Below are 21,072 nucleotides of genomic sequence, written 5' to 3'. Positions count from 1 at the left end.
GCCGCAGCAAGCTTTTCGCGAACTTCAGCCAGCTTCGGCGTCAGCATCGCGCCGGTCAGCATCGACTGCGTGAGGTCTTGGGCGATCTCACGAACCTCAATGACCTCCGCCTCAACATCTTCGCCGCGCGCGGTCACCGCGGCGCGGACGGCGTTGACGATCTGATCGGTCAAAAGCCTGGTGCTCGATGGCTGCGATAGCCCAGCTGTTACTGCAACGAGTTTCAGTGCCATGTCTCCTCCTCTGCCACGTCTGTCTTCCTAGCTGTCATTCTCTGCCGCGTGTTCCCGCTTCGCAGATTCCGCCGCGCGGGCCACCGGCGAGGAGATCACCTGGTGGTAGTCATGATCCTTCGGTAGGGCGGCGAGCTGTTCGTGGCTTGGCGCGCGGGACGGAACACCGGCGGGGCGGCGCGTCTCGAATTCGCGGCAGAGCACGGGCACGATCTCGCGGCCGAGGATCTCGATCTGCTCCAGGACCACCTCTTCCGGCAGGCCTGCGTGGTCGATCAGGAAACCTTGCCGCTGGTAGTCGCCCACCGCATCGGCGAATCCGAGCGTCCGTTCGATCACGTGCTCCACGGTGCCGACGGTCAGCGGTGTATCCCGCGTGAACTCTTCAAGGGACGGCCCGTACCCGTAAACCGGCGCGTTATCGAAGTATGGCCGGAAGAACTCCTTGGCTTTCTTCTCGGTTTCGCCTACGAAGATGTGGCCGCCCAGGCCTACGATGGCTTGCTCGGCTCCGCCGTGACCGTAGTATTCGTATCGTTCGCGATAGAGCTGGACCATGGAGGCGGTGTGTTCCATTTTCCAGAAGATGTTGTTGTGGAAGAAACCGTCGCCATAGAAAGCGGCTTGTTCGGCGATTTCTGGGGAGCGGATGGAGCCGTGCCATACGAACGGCGGGGTGTCGTCGAGCGGGCGGGGTGCGAGCGTGAAGCCGTGTAGTGGTGTGCGGAATTTCCCTTCCCAGTTCACGGTTTCTTCGCGGAAGAGTTTGCGCAGCAGGTGGTAGTTCTCGATCGCGAGTGGGATGCCTTGGCGGATGTCTTTGCCGAACCATGGGTAGACGGGGCCGGTGTTGCCGCGGCCCATCATGAGGTCGATGCGGCCGCCGGAGACGTGCTGCAGCATCGTGTAGTCCTCTGCGATGAGGACGGGATCGTTGGTGGTGATGAGGGTTGTTGAGGTGGTGAGTTTGATGCGTTCGGTTTTCGCGGCGATGTAGGCGAGGTTGGTGGTTGGTGATGACACGACGAAGGGCGGGTTGTGGTGCTCGCCTTGTGCGAAGAAGTCGAGGCCGACTTCTTCGGCTTTGATTGCGTATTTCTGGATGGACCGGAGCCGTTCGTGCTCGGTTTGGGTTGTGCCGGTGGTTGGGTCCGGGGTGAGGTCTCCGACGGTGAAGATACCGAATTCCATGGTGGCTTCTCCTAGGCGCCGGGGTTCAAACCCCGAACTTTGTTGACGTGTCAAATACATCAACCGTCGGGCATTCCTTTTCATTCCCGCCACGCTCAGATTCACGTCAACGGCAGCACAACCAAGGAGGCTACCTCGGGTCTACCCGAGGGGCCGGACAACTTTTCTCAAACCACGGCAATAAAACCTTGACCTGGGATGCCCCTTATGCAACTATTTACTTATCGCTGTGAGACATAGCACAGTCGATTTATGTGGCAGTAACTTTGAGGAGAATACAAATGAGTAAACCAGCAGAAATTGCAGCACAACTTGCAAACAACAAGCTCCGCACTTTTGCGCAACTAATGACAGCTTGGAACCACGGATCAAATAGCCCTCAGTAAAAGCCGCGGTGGAACGTTGATTAGCATTTCCGATCACATTGCGGAACTGAGGCAAGCCCTCAAATATCGACGCCATTCGCCTGCTTTCCTCGAGCGCTCAAATCTCATCTTGGACTCACTGCAACCGCCGGAACCGCGTGCACCTCGATGGAGGAGTCTTGCAACGCCAGTAATCAGTAATGATCTGGGTGTCCGGCGGTTCAGTGACTTCAGGATTTTCTATTTAGAACATTGCAAAATCGCTTCCGTTGATCCGATAGAGGGTGACACAATCACTTCATGGATAACGGAAGACAGGAAGAGTTTTAGCACTCGAGCAGATGCGGCTATTACATTTTTCGGCGATTACGCTTGCGTGGCAAAAGCGATAACTGATATTGGCGAGTGGCTCAAAGAGCACGGGTCGTACCATGACCTCCTACTGTCCGGAACCATACTTGCAGCATTAAGCAAAGCGGAGTCAACCGACTATTTTGCACTAAGCGCACGGAGAGCGGAAGACTCAACCCAACGCTACTTGGCAAACCACCGGTTAGCCGCTTCTCAGTTCAAAAGGTTTGGCCATGTCGATAAAGCTACCGAAACTTTGGACATATCCCTAGCCGAAGAAGGCATTCCAGAGCGGTCTCGGCCTCTGGAGAGAGCTCTTAAGCTGAACCTATTAGCGCTTGTCGAACTGAAAGGACCTGACTACTCGAAATCTCTTTCGCTATTACAAGAAGCGGAGGAGTTACTCAAGCAATTTCTCTCAACAAGTGCGGCCAGCCCACTTGAAGTGTCGATGGGTGCACGCTATGCAAGCCAAATAGCCATCAACGCCGCTCAAATTCGTGTGCTGCAGGACGACTTTGCTGGCGCAGTCAAGAAACTTCGAGATAACTGCGGATTCGTCGCGAAAACGGCTCCGGAGTATCTCGCAGAGGCATTATCTGAACTTTCGTGCGCCCTCTACTACTCGGGAGATTACCGCGGCGCAATATCTGTCGCCGGACATGCATTCGGTAGGCTTTTCTTCCTTGGTGCAGTCAACTCAATGAACACCTTACGGAAGATCGTCGTCGCGTCCTATCACTCCCTTGGCGCCGAAGAAGCTGCAGAGGCAGTCGCACGAACACTAGAAAGAGACCCTCTGGGGTTCTTAGATTTTGGGCTTGGCGAAGTAAACATAGGAGAAGAACATTTCTACTGATTCAAAAGTTCCCGCTCTGGAGTTCCGCAAAGTTTCGCGCACCTATGACAAGGGAAAGTTCACTGCGGTCAGCGAGGTTTCACTCACCGTTGAACCTGGCCAGATCCATGCACTCATCGGGCCGAACGGCGCAGGAAAAACCACCTTGGTGAAGATGGCCGCTTCCATCCTGGACCCAAGCCAGGGTGAGGTCATCGTCAACGGCCACAACGCCACAACACATTCACAGCAGGCCCGCCGCGACGTCGGACTCGCCCTCGGCGGCGAACTCGGCTTCTACCCTAGGGCGAGCGCTATCAAGAACTTGCGTTTCTTCGCCAACGTCGCAGGCATCCCATCGAAAAACATTCCTGCAGAGACTGAAAGAGTTCTTGAGGCTGTCGGTTTATCTAAAAATAGTAACCAGAAAGTCAATTCATTCTCGCGGGGAATGGTGCAGCGTCTTCATATCGCCCGCGCACTTCTGGGGCACCCGGCCCTGCTTGTCATGGATGAGCCAACGAACGGACTCGACCCAGACATCGCGCTTTCCATCCGTACCCTACTGAAGGATCTCGCGAACAACGGGCACGCCGTCTTTCTCACCAGCCACACGATGTCTGAAATCGAGGACGTGTCCCATGTCATTTCGGTCATCGGTGCCGGCCGCATCCACTTCACGGGCGGACTCACGGAAGTCGTGAATTACGCAGGTGTCACCGCTACAACCACTGCAACGATCCACGCGCGCAACAAGGACATTGTTGAGACGCTGCGCTCCCAGCCGCATGTGAAGGAGCTGCGTCAGTCCCCGAAAGGTGCACGTTGGGGACTCACTGTTTTCTGGGAAAGCAGCCAAACGCCCGCACAGATTCAAGCTGAAGTGCAGCGTATTTTCCGGGAACACAGCATCGAAATACCGAACGATTTAGTAACGAGGCAACCCACGCTTGAGGAAGCCTATTTGTCATTGGCAGGTGAGCTCAAACGCCCATGATGCGCTACTTCCGTATGGTTGCTTTCCACCTGGGCGAGTTCGCTCGGGTTCCGTTTTTCGTTTCACTCATGGCCACATCGACCCTCGGCATTCTCGCTATTCAAGCGCTTGCATACTACGCGTGGGGTGGCGACGCGTGGGTTGCGTGGATGCGTAGCGGCATCGTTGGCATGTGGACCACAACAACTGTTGCCGCGGGAATCCTTGGATTCGAACGGTTCAAAGGCACGCTTGTCCACCTATTCAGTGCACGCATCAGCGTTCTTTCCCCGGCGGCCGCTGTTGTGTCTGCGGCCTCGGTTTTCGGGCTTTTATCCTTCGCGGTCGCTTGGCTAGCGTGGGGCCTACTGTGGATTGCGACTGACGTAGGCCACGGCACTCCCCCGGTTTCAGGGGCGTCGGTTGCGGTCAGCATCCTACTGTTGTGGGTTTCGTGCCTCAGCATTTCTTTTGTGATTGCAGCGCTTTTCGTGCTAACTCCGAACGCCATTGCATATGAGGAACTTCTTCTGATTCCTGTTTTCATTCTTTCCGGTCTTGTTTTCACTTCTACGGACGCGCCACCGGTATTACACGAGCTGAGCTACATCATTCCGTTATCTGCACCAACCCAGGTTTTGTTGGGCCAAGTCCCGGAAGGTGAGGTCATGATCCGTCTGCTGATTGGCCTGGGCGTGACAGCATGCTGGTTCGCCGCATCGTACTGGCTCGGCAAATCAGCTATCCGCAAGGCCCGTTCCGCTGGCACATTGGCGGTGATCTAGATGAGTTTCACATCGCGTTTTGGAGCCGCGTTCCGGGTTTCTTTGGCGTCATCGATTGCGTACGCGACCGTCGGAACCTTGCTGGTCTCGATGCTTGCGATCCCGTTGCTAGAGATTCTGTTCAGTGTTCTGCTCGCCAAAGACGTCGGGTCCATGGATGTGCTGCGTACCGCGTATGCGTCCACGCTGGTGGGCATCGGTTTGGGCGTATGTTCCGGGGTGGTTTCCAAGACCGCGACCGACCGGAACCTCGGAGTCTTCCAGGTTGTGCATGAATACCGGCGGGTGGATCTCGCGTACTGGCTGGCGTCGCTGGTGATGCCGGTACTACTCGCGTTGCCGGCGGGTGTGGCCTCTCTTGCGGTGATCACCGTGATGTCCGGGCACGCTAGCTTTGCGGTGGTGGCGCGACTGGCCTTGTTGGTGGTGTGCGCTGTGCTGGTGGGCGGCTTGTTGGGGATTTCGATGTCGGGTGTTGGCTTGGCGTTGTCTGACCCGTATCAGGGTGCCGCGTTCGCGGGCGCTGTTGTCCCGGTTTTGGCGGGTGTGATTGTGCCGGTCGCGTTGTTCCCGCAATGGCTGGCCCCGTTGAGTGCGGTGATCCCGCTGACTGGTGTGGTCGATGCTGTAGGCAGCTTGAACTCGAGTGTGGCGTGGTCTGTGCTTGCGTTCGATGTGGCTCGCGGCTTGGCGTGGGCCGTTTTAGGTTTGCTGATGGTGCAAATCGCTCGTTCGCGGTTGCGTGCAGGCCATAAGTTCAGCGTCATCTAGCCCAGCCTTTTAATCTTGGGCAACGAAATTGCTGAAATAACATCAAGCCGACTGAGTGCCGAAATAACCTTCGGCAACATGTGTGCTGTTATTCCACGGCCAGCCCCGCCCCGTGTTTAACCTTCGGCATCGTGAGTGCTGTTATTTTTCTGCCGTAACCATCCGCGCATATAACCGGCACATAAAACGTGGCTGCCGCCCCGGCAAAGGGGCGGCAGCCACGTTTTATTTCGACACTCTCGATGCTAAAGGTTATTCAGCACTGACAGGTCTAAACGTTTTTCGACACTCTTGTTGCTAAAGGTTTAGAGGCCGAGGTCGTGTTTGCTGAACAGCGCAATGTACGGCACGCCGGCTTCTTCTTTGATGCGTTCGGCCGCGCCGGTGTCCCGGTCAACGATCACCGCTACCGCGACCACGTTGCCGCCCGCTTTCCGCACCCCTTCCACTGCCGTGAGGGCGGAGCCGCCGGTCGTGGATGTGTCTTCGACGATCAGCACGTCGCGCCCCTCAACGCCCGGCCCTTCAACCTGCCGACCCATGCCGTAGTCTTTCGCGGCTTTCCGCACCACGAACGCATCAATCTCACGCCCGGCTTCCCGTGCCGCGTGCATGATCGCGGTACCTACGGGGTCAGCACCCATGGTGAGCCCACCGGCTGCCGCAAAGCTCACACCGGCGTCGTCGCATGCTGTCAACAGTTGGCGGCCAATCAAGATCGAGGCTTCGTGATGCAGCGTCACCCGGCGTAGGTCGACGTAGTAGTCGGCTTCTTTCCCGGAGGAGAGGATCACTTTGCCTCGCACCACGGCGAGGTCGCTGATGAGCTGCTGCAGGCGTGCGCGTTCGTTGCTGGTCATGTTCCTTAGTTTAGGTGCTGCACCGGTTTTTGCTCATTTCCCTCACGCCTTATTCCCCGTATTCTGGGGTTAGTTGTTTCTTGGGTTAGTTGATTCTGGGATTCGTTCCGTTTTTGGGGGTCTTCGATGTCTCTTCCTACTCCTCCTGGGCCTGCCGGTCAGGATGTGGAGCCGTTTGACGCGGCTCCTGCCGAGCTTGATGTTCCTGCGCCGCAGTCTTCGTGGGAGCCCACGGACTGGGAACCGACTGATTGGGAACCTGATTCCGATGCGGTTGATGCCGCTATCGCGAAACGTCTCGGTGTGGATTCTGAGGACATTTATGCGGCTGTTCGTGCCGCTGAGCAGCAGGCTGATGCGATCGCGGATCCGCATGTTCGCGCGGCTGAACCGGTGATTCCTGCGCCGCAGGTTCCCGACGAGGTCGGCCTGGATGCCCCGGTTTCGGAGAAGGTTTCGATGCGCGGCGTGGTTGAGGCCGCCGCTGCCGAGGTTGGGCAGGAGATCGCCCACGGCACAGTTGGGTCTGATGCCGGTTCGGTTGATGCGCCTGAAACGAACGATGCGCCAGCGGCTCCCGATGCGGCCCCAGCGCCCGCGGCCCCTCACGCGGACCAAGCCAACGCTGCTCCCGTTGCGCCCGCTCCGGACCAAGCTGACGATGCGGCCCCAGCGCCCGCATCGCCCGTCACGTTGCCTCCTCCGCCTGCCCCGCCAGAGAACGCGACACCGGAAGCGGACACCGCAACATCCGCGGTCGCAGAGCCAGCAGAAAGCACAACACCGCCAGAAAACACTGCACAGGAAGGTTCAGCCCCGCGAGGCTTCCTGCCGCCGCCACCGGTGCCACCCGCATCGTAAACCCAGCACCGCCTCCCGCCCCAGGCCCGCACCGCCATCCCAACCACACCTGCACCCCACGGACTAAGCTGGGTTTATGAGGTCTCTGCAGCAACAGATCATCGCTGAAATGGGTGTGAAGCCGAAGATTGATGCGGCTCAGGAGGTTGAGGATCGCGTCCAGTTTTTGGTGGATTATGCCCGCTCGGCTCATGCGCGCGGCTATGTTTTGGGTATTTCGGGCGGGGTTGATTCCTCGCTCGCGGGCCGTCTAGCGCAGCTCGCGGTGGAGCGGCTTCGCGCCGAGCACAACACTGACGCCACCTTCACTGCGGTTCGGTTGCCGTTCGAGGTTCAAGCTGATGAGACTGATGCGCAGGCGGCGATGGATTTCATACAGCCCGATGACCCTCACACAGTGGATATCGCGCCGGGGGTCGTTGGTCTTGAGGAGCAGATCAAAGCCAGCACGGGCGCCCCGCTCACGGATTTCAACCGCGGCAATCTGAAGGCTCGCATGCGGATGGCGGCCCAATATGCGCTCGCGGGTGAGCGCGGCCAGCTGGTGGTCGGTACGGATCAAGCGGCTGAATCGACGATGGGGTTCTTCACTAAGTTCGGTGACGGCGGTGCCGATGTGCTTCCGTTGGCGGGGCTGACGAAGGGGCAGGTCGGTGAACTGTTGCGCCACCTGGGTGCCCCGCAACGCGTGGTGGACAAGGTCCCAACCGCTGACCTCTTGGACGGCCAGCCCGGCCGGCTCGACGAGGACGAAATGGGCGTCTCATACGCCCACCTTGACGCCTATCTACGCGGCGAAACCGTCCCCGGCCAAGCCGCGGAACGCATCGAGGCCGCCTACCTACGTAGCCGACATAAGCGCCGCACCCCAACCACCCCATCGGACACATGGTGGAAGGAATGAGGCGGCGGGACTCAGCCGGTCCAGGACTGAATCTCTAGTGGAACTAGAGCGGTGGCGAAACTGAGCCCCGTCATGGACCGTATCTTTCCACCCCCAGCACTGTTTTTATCGATAATCTAAACAACAACAATCCAATCAATACCAACCTCGTCAACTGCCAGCCGCACAGGGCAACCACCCACATATGCGGCAGCAGGCATAGACGAACCCCGGGAGGAACCCATGTCGCAACCGTTTGAGCAGTACAAGGCCGCACGCGACCAGTTGCTGACCTACCGGGAGGACTACGAAAAAGCGCGTGAAACGTTCACGTGGCCGGACATCCCGGGCTTCAACTTCGGGTTCGACTGGTTCGATCAGATCGCGTCCGGCGAGCGCGCGAATGACCCAGCGCTCATCATCGTTGAGGACGATGAGACGCGCACCACGCGCACGTGGGTTGAGCCTTCGGCACGGTCGAATCAGGTGGCGTCATGGTGGGCGCAGCTGGGCGTGAAGGTTGGCGACAAGATCATTTTGATGCTCGGGAACCGGGTCGAGTTGTGGGAGTCGGTTTTGGCTTCGGTGAAGCTCGGTTCGGTTTTGATCCCGACCACTACCCAGATGGTGGGGGCTGACCTTCAGGACCGTATTACGCGTGGCGGTGCGCGTTGGGTCATCGCTGACCACAACGATTTGGAGAAGTTCGCGGACATCGAGGGCGAGTATTCACTGATCGATGTTGATTCGGTGTTCGCTGGGGCTCATCATTGGGCTGATGCGGATGCCGCGCCGGAATCGTTCGTTCCGGAACACAAAGCTACCGGTGACGATTCGATGCTGCTGTACTTCACATCGGGCACCACACAGCAAGCGAAGCTGGTTGAGCACACGCACTATTCATACCCGATGGGGCATCTATCCACGATGTATTGGATCGGGATTGAGCCGGGCGATGTGCATCTGAACGTGGCCTCCCCGGGCTGGGGTAAGCATGCGTGGTCGAATGTTTTCGCGCCGTGGATCGGCGAAGCAACTGTGTACATCTATAACTATGATCGTTTCGATGCGATCAAGTTGATGGAGCACATGTCGGAGGAGTCGGTCACGAGTTTCTGCGCACCGCCAACCGTGTGGCGCATGCTGATCCAGGCTGATTTGACGCGCCTGACGAACCCGCCGAAGAAGTTGGTTTCCGCGGGTGAACCGCTCAACGCCGTAGTGATCGATACGGTCGCGAAGGCGTGGGGTCAGACGATCCGCGACGGCTTCGGGCAAACCGAATCCACGGTCCAGGTGGCGAACCCTCCGGGTATGCCGGTCAAGATCGGCGCGATGGGGCGTGCGATGCCGGGCTATGAGCCAGTCTTGATCGACACGACCACCGGTGAAGAGGCGCAGCTGGGTGAGCTGTGCCTGCGGCTGGATCCCCGCCCCGGCGGTCTGATGGCCGGCTACTATAACGAGCCGGAACGCACCGAGCGGGCGATGCGCGGCGGCATCTACCATACGGGCGACATCGCTGAGGTCGATGAGCGCGGCATCTACACGTATGTGGGGCGCGCTGACGATGTGTTCAAGTCTTCGGACTACCGTATTTCACCGTTCGAACTGGAGTCTGTCCTGGTTGAGCATCCGGCCGTCGCAGAAGCCGCGGTAGTGCCGTCGCCGGACCCGATCCGTTTGTCCGTGCCGAAGGCCTACATCATCCTCGCTGCCGGGCATGAACCGACCCCGGAAACCGCGGAGGCGATCTTCCGTTACTGCAAGGAAAACGTGCCGCCGTTCCGCCGGATCCGCCGCCTCGAGTTCGCGGATCTACCGAAGACAGTGTCCGGCAAGATCCGCCGCGTTGACCTGCGCAACGAAGAGTCCGAGAAACGCGGCCCCGACGGGCAGCTGCTACCTGACGCGCAAGGCACCGAATACACCGAACGAGACTTCCCGGCACTAAAGTCGGTCCGGTCTAAGTAGATGCCGATGCGGGCGCACACCGGAACCCGCTCACGCGGTGCCCACCCACAGCATCGTGCCCTGCTCCTCCCCCACCGCGGGCGTTGATACGGTTGTGTGCGTGAAGATTGCAACGTGGAATGTGAATTCGCTGCGGGCCCGCGCTGACCGTGTTGAGGCGTGGCTTGAGCAGAATGATGTTGATGTTCTGGCCATCCAGGAAACCAAATGCAAGGACGAGAACTTCCCGTGGGAGCTGTTCGAGGCGCTCGATTATGATGTGGCACATTTCGGTTTTTCGCAGTGGAATGGTGTTGCGATCGCGTCCCGTGTGGGGCTTGAGGACGTTGAGCGGACGTTCCCTGGGCAGCCCGCGTTCGGTAAGGGTGGGGTGGATCCTGTTCAGGAGGCTCGTGCGATCGCCGCGACGTGTAACGGTGTGCGCGTGTGGAGCCTGTACGTGCCGAATGGGCGCGCCCTGGATGATGAGCACATGCCGTATAAGTTGGAGTGGCTTGCGGAGCTGAACCGTCAAGCGGCCGGCTGGCTAGCGGAGGATCCGCAGGCGCAGATCGCTTTGACGGGCGACTGGAACATTGCCCCGCGTGATGAGGACGTGTGGGATATGCAGTATTTCCTCGACAACCAGTTGACGCACGTGTCACAGCCTGAACGCGACGCTTTCCACGCATTCCTGGATACGGGTTTTGTTGATCCGATGCGGGAGCGCCACCCCGGCCCCGGCGTGTTCACCTACTGGGATTATCAGAAGCTACGTTTCCCTAAAGGTGAGGGGATGCGGATTGACTTCCAGCTGCTCTCCCCCGCCTTGGCGGCGCGGGTGACGGATGCGGCAGTCGACCGTGAGGAACGCAAAGGTAAGGGCCCATCGGACCACGCGCCGGTCGTCGTGACATTGGCTTGAGGTCCTGCTAGGTCTAGCGCTCTGATGGGGACTTTCTCAGACGACGATGCGGGCGGCGGCGCTGGGGCTGGCGGCACTGATAGCGCCGGCAACTCTGGCGACAACGGCGGCGCTGGTGGCGCCTGCAACTCTGGCAACAACGGCGGCGCTGGCGGGTTTCCGCGTATGCCGGTGGGCGCGCGTCGTAATATGCCTCCCACCGCATATTTGCGCGTGTATTCGCCGTTGGCTAGTTTCGATGACGCTGAGCAGTTGTTGATTGCTACGCCAGGGCACACGTTGGATGCATCGTTTGATGACGAGGCCGCGTTGTGGCGTTCTTTGGCGCGTATTTCGCGTCCGCGGGTGGATCCGTTTCCGCATGGGACTGTTGAGCAGTATCGCATGATTGTGCTCGATAGGGAGCATGGCGATGTCGTGATGTTTTGCCCGGCGCAGGAGCCGTTGCGTGCGGGTATCGCTGCGTCTTTGCTGGAGGACTACGTGCCTGAGGACGCTTTAGATGTGTGGTTCCCTCCGGCTTCGGCCGCGGCGCATAGTGAGCGTTTGCAGGAACACGGGATGTGGCTTGCTGAGTCGCCGTTGTACACGCGGATGTCTACGTGGCGGATCCCGTTGAGTTGGTTCGCGTTGTTCCGTTCCGGCGATGAGGAGGAGGTCGTCGAGGGCGAGGATTCGCAGCCGCTCTCGGTTGCGGTTCGGGTTCCTTTGGTGTTGGCTCTGGAGCGGGCGGCGTATGCCGTTGCCGCGTTGTCTTCGATTTCGATGGTCACCGACGATGATGGCTTCGGCGAGGGTGATTCATGGGGCGGCAGTCCTGCAGAGGACGGGGAAGCGGACGAGGACGTCGATGCCACTGGTTTCGTCGACGGTTCTGGCATGGATGATGTCGATGCGGTGGACCCGACTGGGTTGTTGGCTTCGGCTGTGGAGTTGCATGACTGGTTGCAGCAGTTCCATCCGGATTCGGTTGTTGAGTTGGATTATGGTTTGTTGACGGCTAGGGCGTGGCCGGATGATTCGGTTTTGGATGTCGCCGATGGGTTGGATGCGTTGATGGACGCGGACATGGCTGGTGCCGTGGCTGCTTATTTCCGTTTGCGGCGGCGGTGGGATTCGATTTCGATGTGGGCGCACGCGGGTTAGCGACCCCCACATTGTGTAGGGCTAGTCGCTACCCCGCGCTTGCGAGGTATGCTTACTTCCCTCGCGGCAAATCTTCGATTGCGTAAAACCCGCGCATTCTCCAACCGTCTGCTTTGCGCCCCAAGACCAGAGCGGCATCGTCAGTCCAAGCCGCCTCTATTGTTTGGACTGGTTTTGTTTTCCCGGGCCTGTAGAAGGATTGTTTCTCGACAGGCCAAGTGAACGTCACGTAATAGTTCCCGTTCTTGAGCTTTTATTTGGTATGCGCACGTCTTCTAAACGCACCTTTCCGCCGACCACCCAGGCTTTGTCTTTCTTCATGCGCGAGAAAACTTCGTCCTCGGCTTTACAGTATTGACACTTTGGTGAGGTGATGTCCCAGAATTCTTTCTGGCATGAAGGTGCCTCATTTCGTCCGTGTCGTGTTGTGGTGGGGGTTAGCGTGTTTGGCGGGGTTTGAAGATGGTGAAGTCTTGTATTTTGCAGGTCGGGTCATCATTGGGGTTGCCTGGTTGGCAGGGACCTGAGACATTGACTGACCTCATACTCCACACCCGTATATCTAGGGGCGTAGCTTGGGTTTCCAAGGTTCCTGGGATGGTGTCCCAGGTTTCACCGTTATCCAGGGAGTACTTCCCGGCATAGGTCACGGTGGCTTCCACCCGGTAGGTTCCTCGTTTCTGGTACATGTGAGAGGTCGGGGTTTCCTTCTCCCACACATCCGCACGTGTGGGCAGCATTTTCCCTGCGGTTCTAGAAGTGCGTGCCTCGCCATCGCCGTATTTCCACCGATACTTGATCGGCGTCAGCTCGACGGTGACGTTCTCACCGAGAACGTCGATGGTTTCCCGCACCACACCATCAACACCACCAGAGGCAGTGTCTTTACCGGCTTTGCCGTTCTTGTCGTCGGTGTTGTGTTTGGGGTTGGTGAGGTAGAAGTTGGTCCAGGCGGTGGTGAGGGTGTTGGGTTTGATCGCATCGGTGGTGACTGCTCCGGGGTGGATGCGGATGCGTTTGGTTTCGGTCGCGACAAGGGTGCGGATTTCGGTAATCGTCAGCGGGGCCTGCTCAGGTGGGGCACCATTCTTAGATGGTTTGTTTTTGGCGCGGCAGGCGAGTTGGGTGGTGGCGGTGTTGGTGGTGTAGAGCAAGTCGTCACGTTGACCGCACTCATCAACTGCTCGGCGGGTGCAGGCCTGGGTTTTAGCAGCGTTACGAGCTACAGGATCCTGCACCTCAGCCACATGCAGGTCACTACCAGCAACCTTGGTAGAACCGGTCACCGCGCCTGACCGGTCCAACGCGGCCGGGGTACAGGCTGGATCCCACAACAAACGCTTCCCAAAAACCTTAGGTGCAGCCGCCGCGTTGTTTCCGCTGTAGGAGGCTTCTGTCTGTGTCTCTTCACTAGTGTTTTGCTCGATGTGATTACTTGTCTCAACACCCTGGTCTTGAAAACTGACATCAACAGCATGCGCCTCACTCCCAGCGAAAATAAGGAAGGCACAAATTGTTGATGGAAGAAGAGCATTCGTCTTTTTGCGCGAGTTATTTCTTGGCACCGTAGAGCCCTTCCACTTTCCAGCGGCCATTCTTTCGTTCTAGTTTCAACATGCCATCGTCAGTTGAATTAGCGGGCACTGTCTGGGCTGCTTTTGATTTTCCTGGCACATAGTAGGAGCGCTTATCTTCGTGCGCGGAAAATGTCACGTAGAACATCCCGCTGTCGAGTTCCTTATTTGGTGCTTGGATGTTTTCGTAACGAATCTTTCCGCCGACGGTCCATGCGTTGTGCTTCTGCACTCGTGAGAGCGTCTTGTCGACTTTCTTGCAGTAGTTGCAGTCAGACGAGGTGATATCCCAGAACTCTTTACGGAAGGAGCCGACTTCCCAGGCATAGTTGAGCTCTTTCAGCCAATGCTCAACGAAAGCGATCTGACCTGCCTTGCTTTCCTCTTTCGCTACCTCAGGCAAGGGTCCGGGGACCGGCACGTTCTGAGCAGGTCGTTTCGGGGTCGCGGGCTTATATGGGCCCTTCGGTGACGGGCTCGCGGAAGGTTTCGAATTCCCAGAGCCCTTGCCACTACCGGAAGTGCCTTTACCCCTCGCTTCTTTGTCTTCCGCTTCGTTGCCACCTGGGCTAGTTGACGTTGATTCTGCAACTGAAGTAGCCGCTTCGCCGGGCTTCGCATCGTCATTGGTGCCGCAGGCAGCCAGACCGGAAGCGAGGCTGAGCGCTAAGACTGTGGCGATAGCGTTGCGTTTTAGGTTTGTCATGATGGCGCCCCTTAGGCATGTGTTTCTGTTTGAGATCTAAGGTAGCCAAGCGCATCTAAAAGCACCATAGAAGAACAAAATGAAATTTTTCTTTCACACTTCAGTTGCAGCCGGATTAGTCCAACTTCCGCATGAACGCGGGGAGGGCGAGTAGTGAAGAACGGTTCGAGCCCTGGTAATCTCTGTCCGGTACTCCGGACAGGATCAGGCGTGACTGCTAACCGGGAACAGAATCCAAAATGAAAAGACTGATGTAGACCAACACTCGGTAGCGATAGGAGGGGGGACGCGGGTTAGCTCAGGTCGAGTCCTTCAACCAACAAGCACACCACCAGCCGGTACCTCCGCAACAACACCACACCGAGGAATGAACGCTCATACCGAGCGATACCCCGCCGGCTCTCGCTTCGTCCACGCTCTGCTCGTCACCGGATTAACCTGCGAACTGGAATAGGCTGCAAGCGTTACTCCTCAGACAAACGAGACGGGCAACCAGGGGCAACATCAGCTCCACCCTTCCCTCATCGTTGCCGTTCCGGCTTTAGTGCGCCCAGAAGTCAAGGTCAATTTCATCCCAACATAGCAACAAGAATATAGAACGGTAGCTCTCGCAGGCTCTGCGAATTACCTATACCTTCAGTGAGCGATTCAAAGAAGGCGCCCCAAGGCTCTAGGTCCTTTAACGGTTCTGAGAGCCAGCACGAGTTAGGTCCCAAGCAGTCCAGACCCCAGGCAGTGAAAGCGTCTTCTACTCGCTGAGCGTTCAGATCTACTCCGCCTTAAGGACGGGCATGGCTCGGCCAGTTCTGTTGCTGTCGGTGCAGCTCTGCCAGTAAGTAGCAGCAGCTAAGGACATGTCCTGGGGTTGGTCAGCTTAGTCGCTGGTGGAGACCCTTGCATATCGGATTTTGGTGGCATTCACGGTGTAGACCTTATCGAAAAGGCACCCTCATGTTTCAGTAGAGGAGATGCCTTCTCGGTGGAGCTTCCTGGTACATGGCTCATGGGCATGTCGGTGGTTCATTATTCGCGTAGCGCAAACGAGCGTCGCATCAGAATCATCATTATAAAACCGCTAAATAGGATTGGAGTGGATAGTACGAGAAACATCTTCTCTAGTCCTATGCGCTCTAAACCAAAACCAGCCAAAGCTGCTCCCAGAGGAACAAGCGCGAGCGACGCAAACCAATCTATACTTAGCATTCTAGGCAATAGTGCCCGAGGGATACTCTTTTGCATGAATGTCGACCAGTATATATTGCCAATAGTTAGAAATATACTTGACACAATAAATGTAACCGCAAATGCAGTTGCACTTTTGTTAAACAATAAGATGATTACCGCTGAGGACCCAATAGACCAGCATAGAATCATGCATAGAACGTAATTTTTAGGTAGGCGTGCATTGCCGACAATCACACTTGTTGCTAGCGAAGCTACAGCGCCAATAGCCAATGCAGATCCATAAATCATAGATCCACCCTGATAGCCATCTGCCCAGGTTGTATTTACTACAGGCTTCGCTCCCATCTGCAGCATCACCGCGACGCTGACCCACACGAGAAGCAGCGTAAACGAAGGCCATTTTCTAAGAAATCTCAAGGCGCTTGACCAAGATGGCCCCTGCCCATCTTCATCCCTAGTATTAAGTGTCGGAATATTTATCCTTCTAATGCTTACTGCCGCAAGAAGGAGCGACATGCTAGCAATCGCGTAAGAGATAGTGCCCATATCTAGAGCTATCAGAATGCCACCAGCTACTGGACCTGCCATACCTTGCCCAACGCGCTGACTAAATGACTCGACAGAATTAGCTCTATGTAAGTTGCTTTCATCTACTAAATCTGGCGTCAACGAATCACTTATAGGCCCATAGATTGCAGTAGACACGCCAAACATAAATAAGCATAACGCTAATAAGACAATATTATTCTGGACGCTATTCAATAGGAATACTGGCAGCAAAGATAGTGCACCTAATATATAAGATAGAGAAATTATCTTTATCTTCGAGAACCTATCCGCCAAGGTGCCCCCTGGGAGAAGCGCGCATAGCACTCCTATGGTTTGCGCCGCTAACCCTATGCCCACGTCGGCGGGTCTGCCGGTGGTTCGGAGGATAAGGAATGGCGTAGTCACTACCAGGAGACCTTCTGCAAAATTCCCCAGCGTAAAGCTGTAGAAGAAAATTCTGTAAAGCCTATTTCTTAAAACCTCAAGCATATTCTCAGGTGCTAACTGTCAAATTTCTACGGAGAGCCACCCGAGTCTCCCTTCCGTCGGGACCATCTGTCAGAATTTTCAGCAGTTCCAAACTTACTGAAAGTAAGGGTTGCTATGGGACACCGCACATTCGTAACGCCCGATTCACCTTTGGTCCGGAATCGCTGAAGAACAGAGTCGTCTATATGACTCCAATCCGCGTCGTTCTCCGCGCCTCCATAATGCAGTGATCAAGTAAGCAGCTTAGCTTCAGCCGAAGTAGTAGGCATGGCTTTCATTCCAGTGGGGACTTCTCCATATAGATAGGCCCTGAAAGTACTGCCCCGACAAGCACCAGCGTTGCTTGAGAAGAACTATACACAAGAATGCAAAGTGGCTCAGGGGAATTGTTCGACTCGTTTGTGGTTCCCAGGGTGGCGGTTTTGTGGCTTCTGAATGACAGTGAGTCGTATTTGGTCGACGCCGCGCTCCAGCCTCTCCAGGGCTAGCTGAATCTTCCCTGGGACCAACTTTACTTTCCTGTTTAGCTACCTCGGGCAAGGTTCCCGGGACAGACGGGTTCTAGGCCGGGCGTTTCGGCAGGCTTAGCATTGTCATTGGTTCCACAAGCCGCTAGCCCGGAGGTAAGGGCCAAGGCTGGTACTCGGCGATAGCGCTACGTTTTTCATGTGTCATGATTGCGCCCTTTGGAATGATTCCCTGATCGGATTCCAAGCCAGCCAAGCGCTTCCGAAGCACTAGGCGTGACCGCTAGCCGGGGACCGAATCCAAAAACACCTAGGCTGATACAAGCCAGCTCACGGCATCGCCGACGGGGGCAGAATACCCGGCCTGCACCGCATCGTAGGGTTAAGGGTCAGAATGTGTGTCTGGGGTTGGTGTTTTCGGCTGTGTTGGCGCGGGTTTCAGCGGATATATATGGCTGCTGGGCATATATCGGTGGTGTGAGCGTTCATTCCTCGGTGTGGTGCCCTTGATGTGCTACCGGCTAGTGGTGTGGTGGCTGGATGCCGAAGAACAGACCACGATGCCACTGCGGTGGCGATATGAAACGCAATGGCACCACCACACAAGGTAGGACAAGGTGGCGGTGCAAACTCTGTGGAGCCTCAAGCACCAAAACCCGGACTGACATCACCAAAGCAGCAGTGTTCAAGCAGTTCATCGCTCACTGCACCTCGACCCGTAGCTTGAAAGACACCGCACAACAGGCCGGGGTGAGCCCTTCGACGTTGAAGCGACGGTTTAGCTGGTGCTGGCTGGTTGAAGTACCCGACCCGATGATCAAACACGCCGGGACGATCTATGACCAGATCTTTATCGATGGAACCTACACCGGTGCCGGGTGTCTTATCGTGGCAGCCACCTTCGATCATGTCCTGGCCTGGCACTGGTGCAAGCGTGAAACCAGCCTGGACTACCAACGACTACTTCAACGTATCCCCGCACCAGTGATCGCTGTCATCGATGGAGGACAAGGAGCCGCCAGCGCTATCAAGAAATGCTGGCCTGCCACCGTGATCCAACGCTGCCTGGTGCATGCACAACGAGTTGTACGACGCTACACCACCTCACACCCGCGTACCGATGCGGGCAAAGCGATCTATCAACTAGCACGGAACCTGACCCGGATCACCACCCTGGATGAAGCAGCCACCTGGGCGAGGCAACTCCATGAATACGGCACCTTCTACCGGAGATGGCTCAACCAGAAAACCTTCACCACAGACCCAATCACCCAACAACGCCACTGGGCCTGGACACACCCGAACACCCGTAAGGCCTACAACAGCCTGCTACACCTATGGCGTAACAACCTCCTGTTCACCTACCTCAACCCACCGACCGAACTACAGCACCGGCACCGCATCAAATCCACCACCAACAGCCTTGAAGGCGCGATCAACGCCGAACTGAAACTGCTCACCCGCACCCACCGCGGCAGAACCGGAGAACACCAACGAAAAATGCTGGAATGGTGGCTCTACCAGAAAACAGAACTGCCTGACGATCCAACAGAAATCGCCAGGCAGTCCAACTGGGGCCAAAACCAACTCGCCAAAGTACCAGCCCTGACCCACAACAAGAACCAAGCCGACCAGGGTTAAGGGTCAGAATGTGTGTCTGGGGTTGGTGTTTTCGGCTGTGTTGGCGCGGGTTTCAGCGGATATATATGGCTGCTGGGCATATATCGGTGGTGTGAGCGTTCATTCCTCGGTGTGGTGCCCTTGATGTGCTACCGGCTAGTGGTGTGGTGGCTGGATGCCGAAGAACAGACCACGATGCCACTGCGGTGGCGATATGAAACGCAATGGCACCACCACACAAGGTAGGACAAGGTGGCGGTGCAAACTCTGTGGAGCCTCAAGCACCAAAACCCGGACTGACATCACCAAAGCAGCAGTGTTCAAGCAGTTCATCGCTCACTGCACCTCGACCCGTAGCTTGAAAGACACCGCACAACAGGCCGGGGTGAGCCCTTCGACGTTGAAGCGACGGTTTAGCTGGTGCTGGCTGGTTGAAGTACCCGACCCGATGATCAAACACGCCGGGACGATCTATGACCAGATCTTTATCGATGGAACCTACACCGGTGCCGGGTGTCTTATCGTGGCAGCCACCTTCGATCATGTCCTGGCCTGGCACTGGTGCAAGCGTGAAACCAGCCTGGACTACCAACGACTACTTCAACGTATCCCCGCACCAGTGATCGCTGTCATCGATGGAGGACAAGGAGCCGCCAGCGCTATCAAGAAATGCTGGCCTGCCACCGTGATCCAACGCTGCCTGGTGCATGCACAACGAGTTGTACGACGCTACACCACCTCACACCCGCGTACCGATGCGGGCAAAGCGATCTATCAACTAGCACGGAACCTGACCCGGATCACCACCCTGGATGAAGCAGCCACCTGGGCGAGGCAACTCCATGAATACGGCACCTTCTACCGGAGATGGCTCAACCAGAAAACCTTCACCACAGACCCAATCACCCAACAACGCCACTGGGCCTGGACACACCCGAACACCCGTAAGGCCTACAACAGCCTGCTACACCTATGGCGTAACAACCTCCTGTTCACCTACCTCAACCCACCGACCGAACTACAGCACCGGCACCGCATCAAATCCACCACCAACAGCCTTGAAGGCGCGATCAACGCCGAACTGAAACTGCTCACCCGCACCCACCGCGGCAGAACCGGAGAACACCAACGAAAAATGCTGGAATGGTGGCTCTACCAGAAAACAGAACTGCCTGACGATCCAACAGAAATCGCCAGGCAGTCCAACTGGGGCCAAAACCAACTCGCCAAAGTACCAGCCCTGACCCACAACAAGAACCAAGCCGACCACCAAACAGGACGACCAGCCCTCTACGACAACGCTATCGACACCACCTACACACACTCAATCGGCATCCAAAAAGGCCACATCTAACCCCCGCAACACACCCAAACCAGACACACATTTTGACCCTTAACCCGCATCGTAGGTAGCAGCCTAGGCCGGTAAGGCAGCAGACAAAAAGAAACCCCCACGCGGGGTGGGGGTTTCGGACGTGGCTCCGACCGGCGTCGATCCGGTGACCTTTCGATTTTCAGTCGAACGCTCTACCAACTGAGCTACAGAGCCGAACGGCCATCTTGCGATGGCCGTTCAGATACTTCTTTCGAAGATCTTGCGACCCTGACGGGACTTGAACCCGCGACCTCCGCCGTGACAGGGCGGCGCGCTAACCAACTGCGCTACAGGGCCGTGAAGCGAATACGCTCACAAGGTCAAAACTCTATCAGGACTTATCCTGCAGTCCAAATCCAAAGTTTTGAACGTACCCCCAACGGGATTCGAACCCGTGCCGCCGCCGTGAAAGGGCGGTGTCCTAGGCCGCTAGACGATGGGGGCCTAGTGCGTTGTGCACCGAGATACCAGTGTAGTGCATAAACGCCACGTAGACTAATCGAGCACAAGATTTAACCTAGAACCGCGGAAATCCGGGGTTTAATCGGCCAGCCAGCCTGCGTTGCTTATGGTGGAAACATGGCTTTCCGTGTCACCAACGAAGCTTTCGAGTACGCCGCGCACTCCGTCTACGAGCAGCTCCCGGAAGAGTTGACGCGCGCGATGAACAACATCCAGATCTTCATCGAAGACACCCCCGAACCGGAACTGAGTGAGGATCCCCACGGCCTCACCTTCGGCTACTACGACGGCACCCCACTCACCGAACGCGGCGAAAACGAAATAGGGCAACTCCCGGACCGCATCGTCCTATTCAAGAACACATTCGAAGAGACATGCTCAAACTGGACGGACATCGTCCGGGAACTCCACATCACGTTCGTTCACGAGATCGGACACCACCTCGGATTCAGCGAAGCCGAGCTCCACGAACTCGGGTGGGGCTAAAAGCCCCAGCAACACAGGCGG

16 protein-coding genes, 3 tRNA genes and 2 pseudogenes are annotated in these 21,072 nt (G+C 56.9%); 12 read left to right on the top strand and 9 right to left on the bottom strand.

The features are described 5' to 3' along the window. Together J2S67_RS09805 and J2S67_RS09800 are read right to left on the bottom strand one after the other, a co-directional pair. Positions 1–233 (bottom strand): annotated as a pseudogene (locus J2S67_RS09805) (NAD(P)H-dependent oxidoreductase); the annotation flags it as partial. 27 nt (positions 234–260) lie between these two features. Then, entirely contained in the window at positions 261–1,424 is a 1,164-nt protein-coding gene (locus tag J2S67_RS09800; RefSeq protein WP_310248628.1) for a CE1758 family FMN-dependent luciferase-like monooxygenase, read from the bottom strand. A 741-nt stretch (positions 1,425–2,165) separates the two neighbouring features. Between J2S67_RS09800 and J2S67_RS09795 the strand changes: the two genes are divergently transcribed. The 4 genes from J2S67_RS09795 to J2S67_RS09780 are packed head-to-tail and all read left to right on the top strand — an operon-like array spanning position 2,166 to position 5,510. Then, the gene (locus J2S67_RS09795; RefSeq protein WP_035756612.1) at positions 2,166–2,999 is read left to right on the top strand and encodes a hypothetical protein; all 834 of its coding nucleotides are present in this window, start codon (positions 2,166–2,168) and stop codon (positions 2,997–2,999) included. Beyond that, positions 2,989–3,975: an ABC transporter ATP-binding protein gene (locus J2S67_RS09790; protein ID WP_310248831.1), complete on the top strand. Its 987-nt coding sequence runs from the start codon at positions 2,989–2,991 to the stop codon at positions 3,973–3,975. The genes J2S67_RS09795 and J2S67_RS09790 overlap by 11 nt, the downstream gene beginning before the upstream one ends. Continuing rightward, positions 3,972–4,739 (top strand): ABC transporter permease, encoded by a 768-nt coding sequence (locus tag J2S67_RS09785; protein ID WP_310248625.1) that lies wholly within the window; start codon positions 3,972–3,974, stop codon positions 4,737–4,739. The genes J2S67_RS09790 and J2S67_RS09785 overlap by 4 nt, the downstream gene beginning before the upstream one ends. Further along, the gene (locus J2S67_RS09780; RefSeq protein ID WP_310248624.1) at positions 4,740–5,510 is read left to right on the top strand and encodes an ABC transporter; all 771 of its coding nucleotides are present in this window, start codon (positions 4,740–4,742) and stop codon (positions 5,508–5,510) included. Between the two features lie 305 nt (positions 5,511–5,815). Here J2S67_RS09780 and pyrE read toward each other — a convergent pair whose 3' ends face one another. After that, positions 5,816–6,370: an orotate phosphoribosyltransferase gene (gene pyrE / locus J2S67_RS09775; protein ID WP_310248622.1), complete on the bottom strand. Its 555-nt coding sequence runs from the start codon at positions 6,368–6,370 to the stop codon at positions 5,816–5,818. A 126-nt stretch (positions 6,371–6,496) separates the two neighbouring features. Between pyrE and J2S67_RS09770 the strand changes: the two genes are divergently transcribed. The 5 genes from J2S67_RS09770 to J2S67_RS09750 all read left to right on the top strand — a co-directional run bounded on the left by J2S67_RS09770 (position 6,497) and on the right by J2S67_RS09750 (position 12,138). Continuing rightward, entirely contained in the window at positions 6,497–7,231 is a 735-nt protein-coding gene (locus tag J2S67_RS09770) for a hypothetical protein (protein WP_310248621.1), read from the top strand. Between the two features lie 76 nt (positions 7,232–7,307). Next, on the top strand, positions 7,308–8,135 hold the full coding sequence (gene nadE / locus J2S67_RS09765) for an ammonia-dependent NAD(+) synthetase (protein WP_310248619.1): 828 nt from the start codon (positions 7,308–7,310) through the stop codon (positions 8,133–8,135). Between the two features lie 222 nt (positions 8,136–8,357). Beyond that, complete coding sequence (locus J2S67_RS09760) at positions 8,358–10,088, top strand: AMP-binding protein (RefSeq protein WP_310248617.1); 1,731 nt, start codon at positions 8,358–8,360, stop codon at positions 10,086–10,088. 100 nt (positions 10,089–10,188) lie between these two features. Beyond that, complete coding sequence (locus J2S67_RS09755) at positions 10,189–10,992, top strand: exodeoxyribonuclease III (RefSeq protein ID WP_310248614.1); 804 nt, start codon at positions 10,189–10,191, stop codon at positions 10,990–10,992. Positions 10,993–11,016: 24 nt separating this feature from the next. Beyond that, positions 11,017–12,138, top strand: coding sequence for a hypothetical protein (locus tag J2S67_RS09750; RefSeq protein ID WP_035756633.1), 1,122 nt, complete (start codon positions 11,017–11,019; stop codon positions 12,136–12,138). 437 nt (positions 12,139–12,575) lie between these two features. Here J2S67_RS09750 and J2S67_RS09745 read toward each other — a convergent pair whose 3' ends face one another. The 3 genes from J2S67_RS09745 to J2S67_RS09735 form a co-directional block, all read right to left on the bottom strand. Beyond that, positions 12,576–13,424: a PKD domain-containing protein gene (locus J2S67_RS09745; RefSeq protein ID WP_310248612.1), complete on the bottom strand. Its 849-nt coding sequence runs from the start codon at positions 13,422–13,424 to the stop codon at positions 12,576–12,578. A 265-nt stretch (positions 13,425–13,689) separates the two neighbouring features. Then, entirely contained in the window at positions 13,690–14,418 is a 729-nt protein-coding gene (locus tag J2S67_RS09740) for a DUF6318 family protein (protein ID WP_052048202.1), read from the bottom strand. Positions 14,419–15,441: 1,023 nt separating this feature from the next. Further along, positions 15,442–16,641 carry an MFS transporter gene (locus J2S67_RS09735; RefSeq protein ID WP_035754391.1) on the bottom strand — a complete coding sequence of 400 codons (1,200 nt, stop codon included), beginning with the start codon at positions 16,639–16,641 and terminating at the stop codon, positions 15,442–15,444. A 1,007-nt stretch (positions 16,642–17,648) separates the two neighbouring features. On the opposite strand from J2S67_RS09735, the pseudogene J2S67_RS09730 reads away from it, so the two are divergent. Continuing rightward, a pseudogene (locus J2S67_RS09730) lies at positions 17,649–18,740 on the top strand (IS1249 family transposase); the annotation flags it as partial. Between the two features lie 163 nt (positions 18,741–18,903). Next, positions 18,904–20,082, top strand: a complete 1,179-nt coding sequence (locus J2S67_RS09725) for an IS1249 family transposase (protein WP_310245177.1) — start codon at positions 18,904–18,906, stop codon at positions 20,080–20,082. Between the two features lie 122 nt (positions 20,083–20,204). On the opposite strand, the gene J2S67_RS09720 is transcribed toward J2S67_RS09725, so the two are convergent. The 3 genes from J2S67_RS09720 to J2S67_RS09710 all read right to left on the bottom strand — a co-directional run bounded on the left by J2S67_RS09720 (position 20,205) and on the right by J2S67_RS09710 (position 20,547). Continuing rightward, a tRNA-Phe gene (locus J2S67_RS09720) sits at positions 20,205–20,277 on the bottom strand. Positions 20,278–20,326: 49 nt separating this feature from the next. After that, positions 20,327–20,400, bottom strand: a tRNA-Asp gene (locus J2S67_RS09715). Positions 20,401–20,474: 74 nt separating this feature from the next. Continuing rightward, a tRNA-Glu gene (locus tag J2S67_RS09710) sits at positions 20,475–20,547 on the bottom strand. 135 nt (positions 20,548–20,682) lie between these two features. Here J2S67_RS09710 and J2S67_RS09705 point away from each other — a divergent pair. Continuing rightward, positions 20,683–21,051, top strand: a complete 369-nt coding sequence (locus tag J2S67_RS09705) for a metallopeptidase family protein (protein WP_239445778.1) — start codon at positions 20,683–20,685, stop codon at positions 21,049–21,051. The last annotated feature ends 21 nt before the right edge of the window (positions 21,052–21,072 follow it).

The organism is Pseudoglutamicibacter albus, assembly GCF_031458175.1.
In the GTDB taxonomy this organism is placed as follows: Bacteria; Actinomycetota; Actinomycetes; order Actinomycetales; family Micrococcaceae; genus Pseudoglutamicibacter; species Pseudoglutamicibacter albus.
Note: the sequence above shows the minus strand (reverse complement) of the source record. Positions and strands in the feature narration are given on the sequence as shown.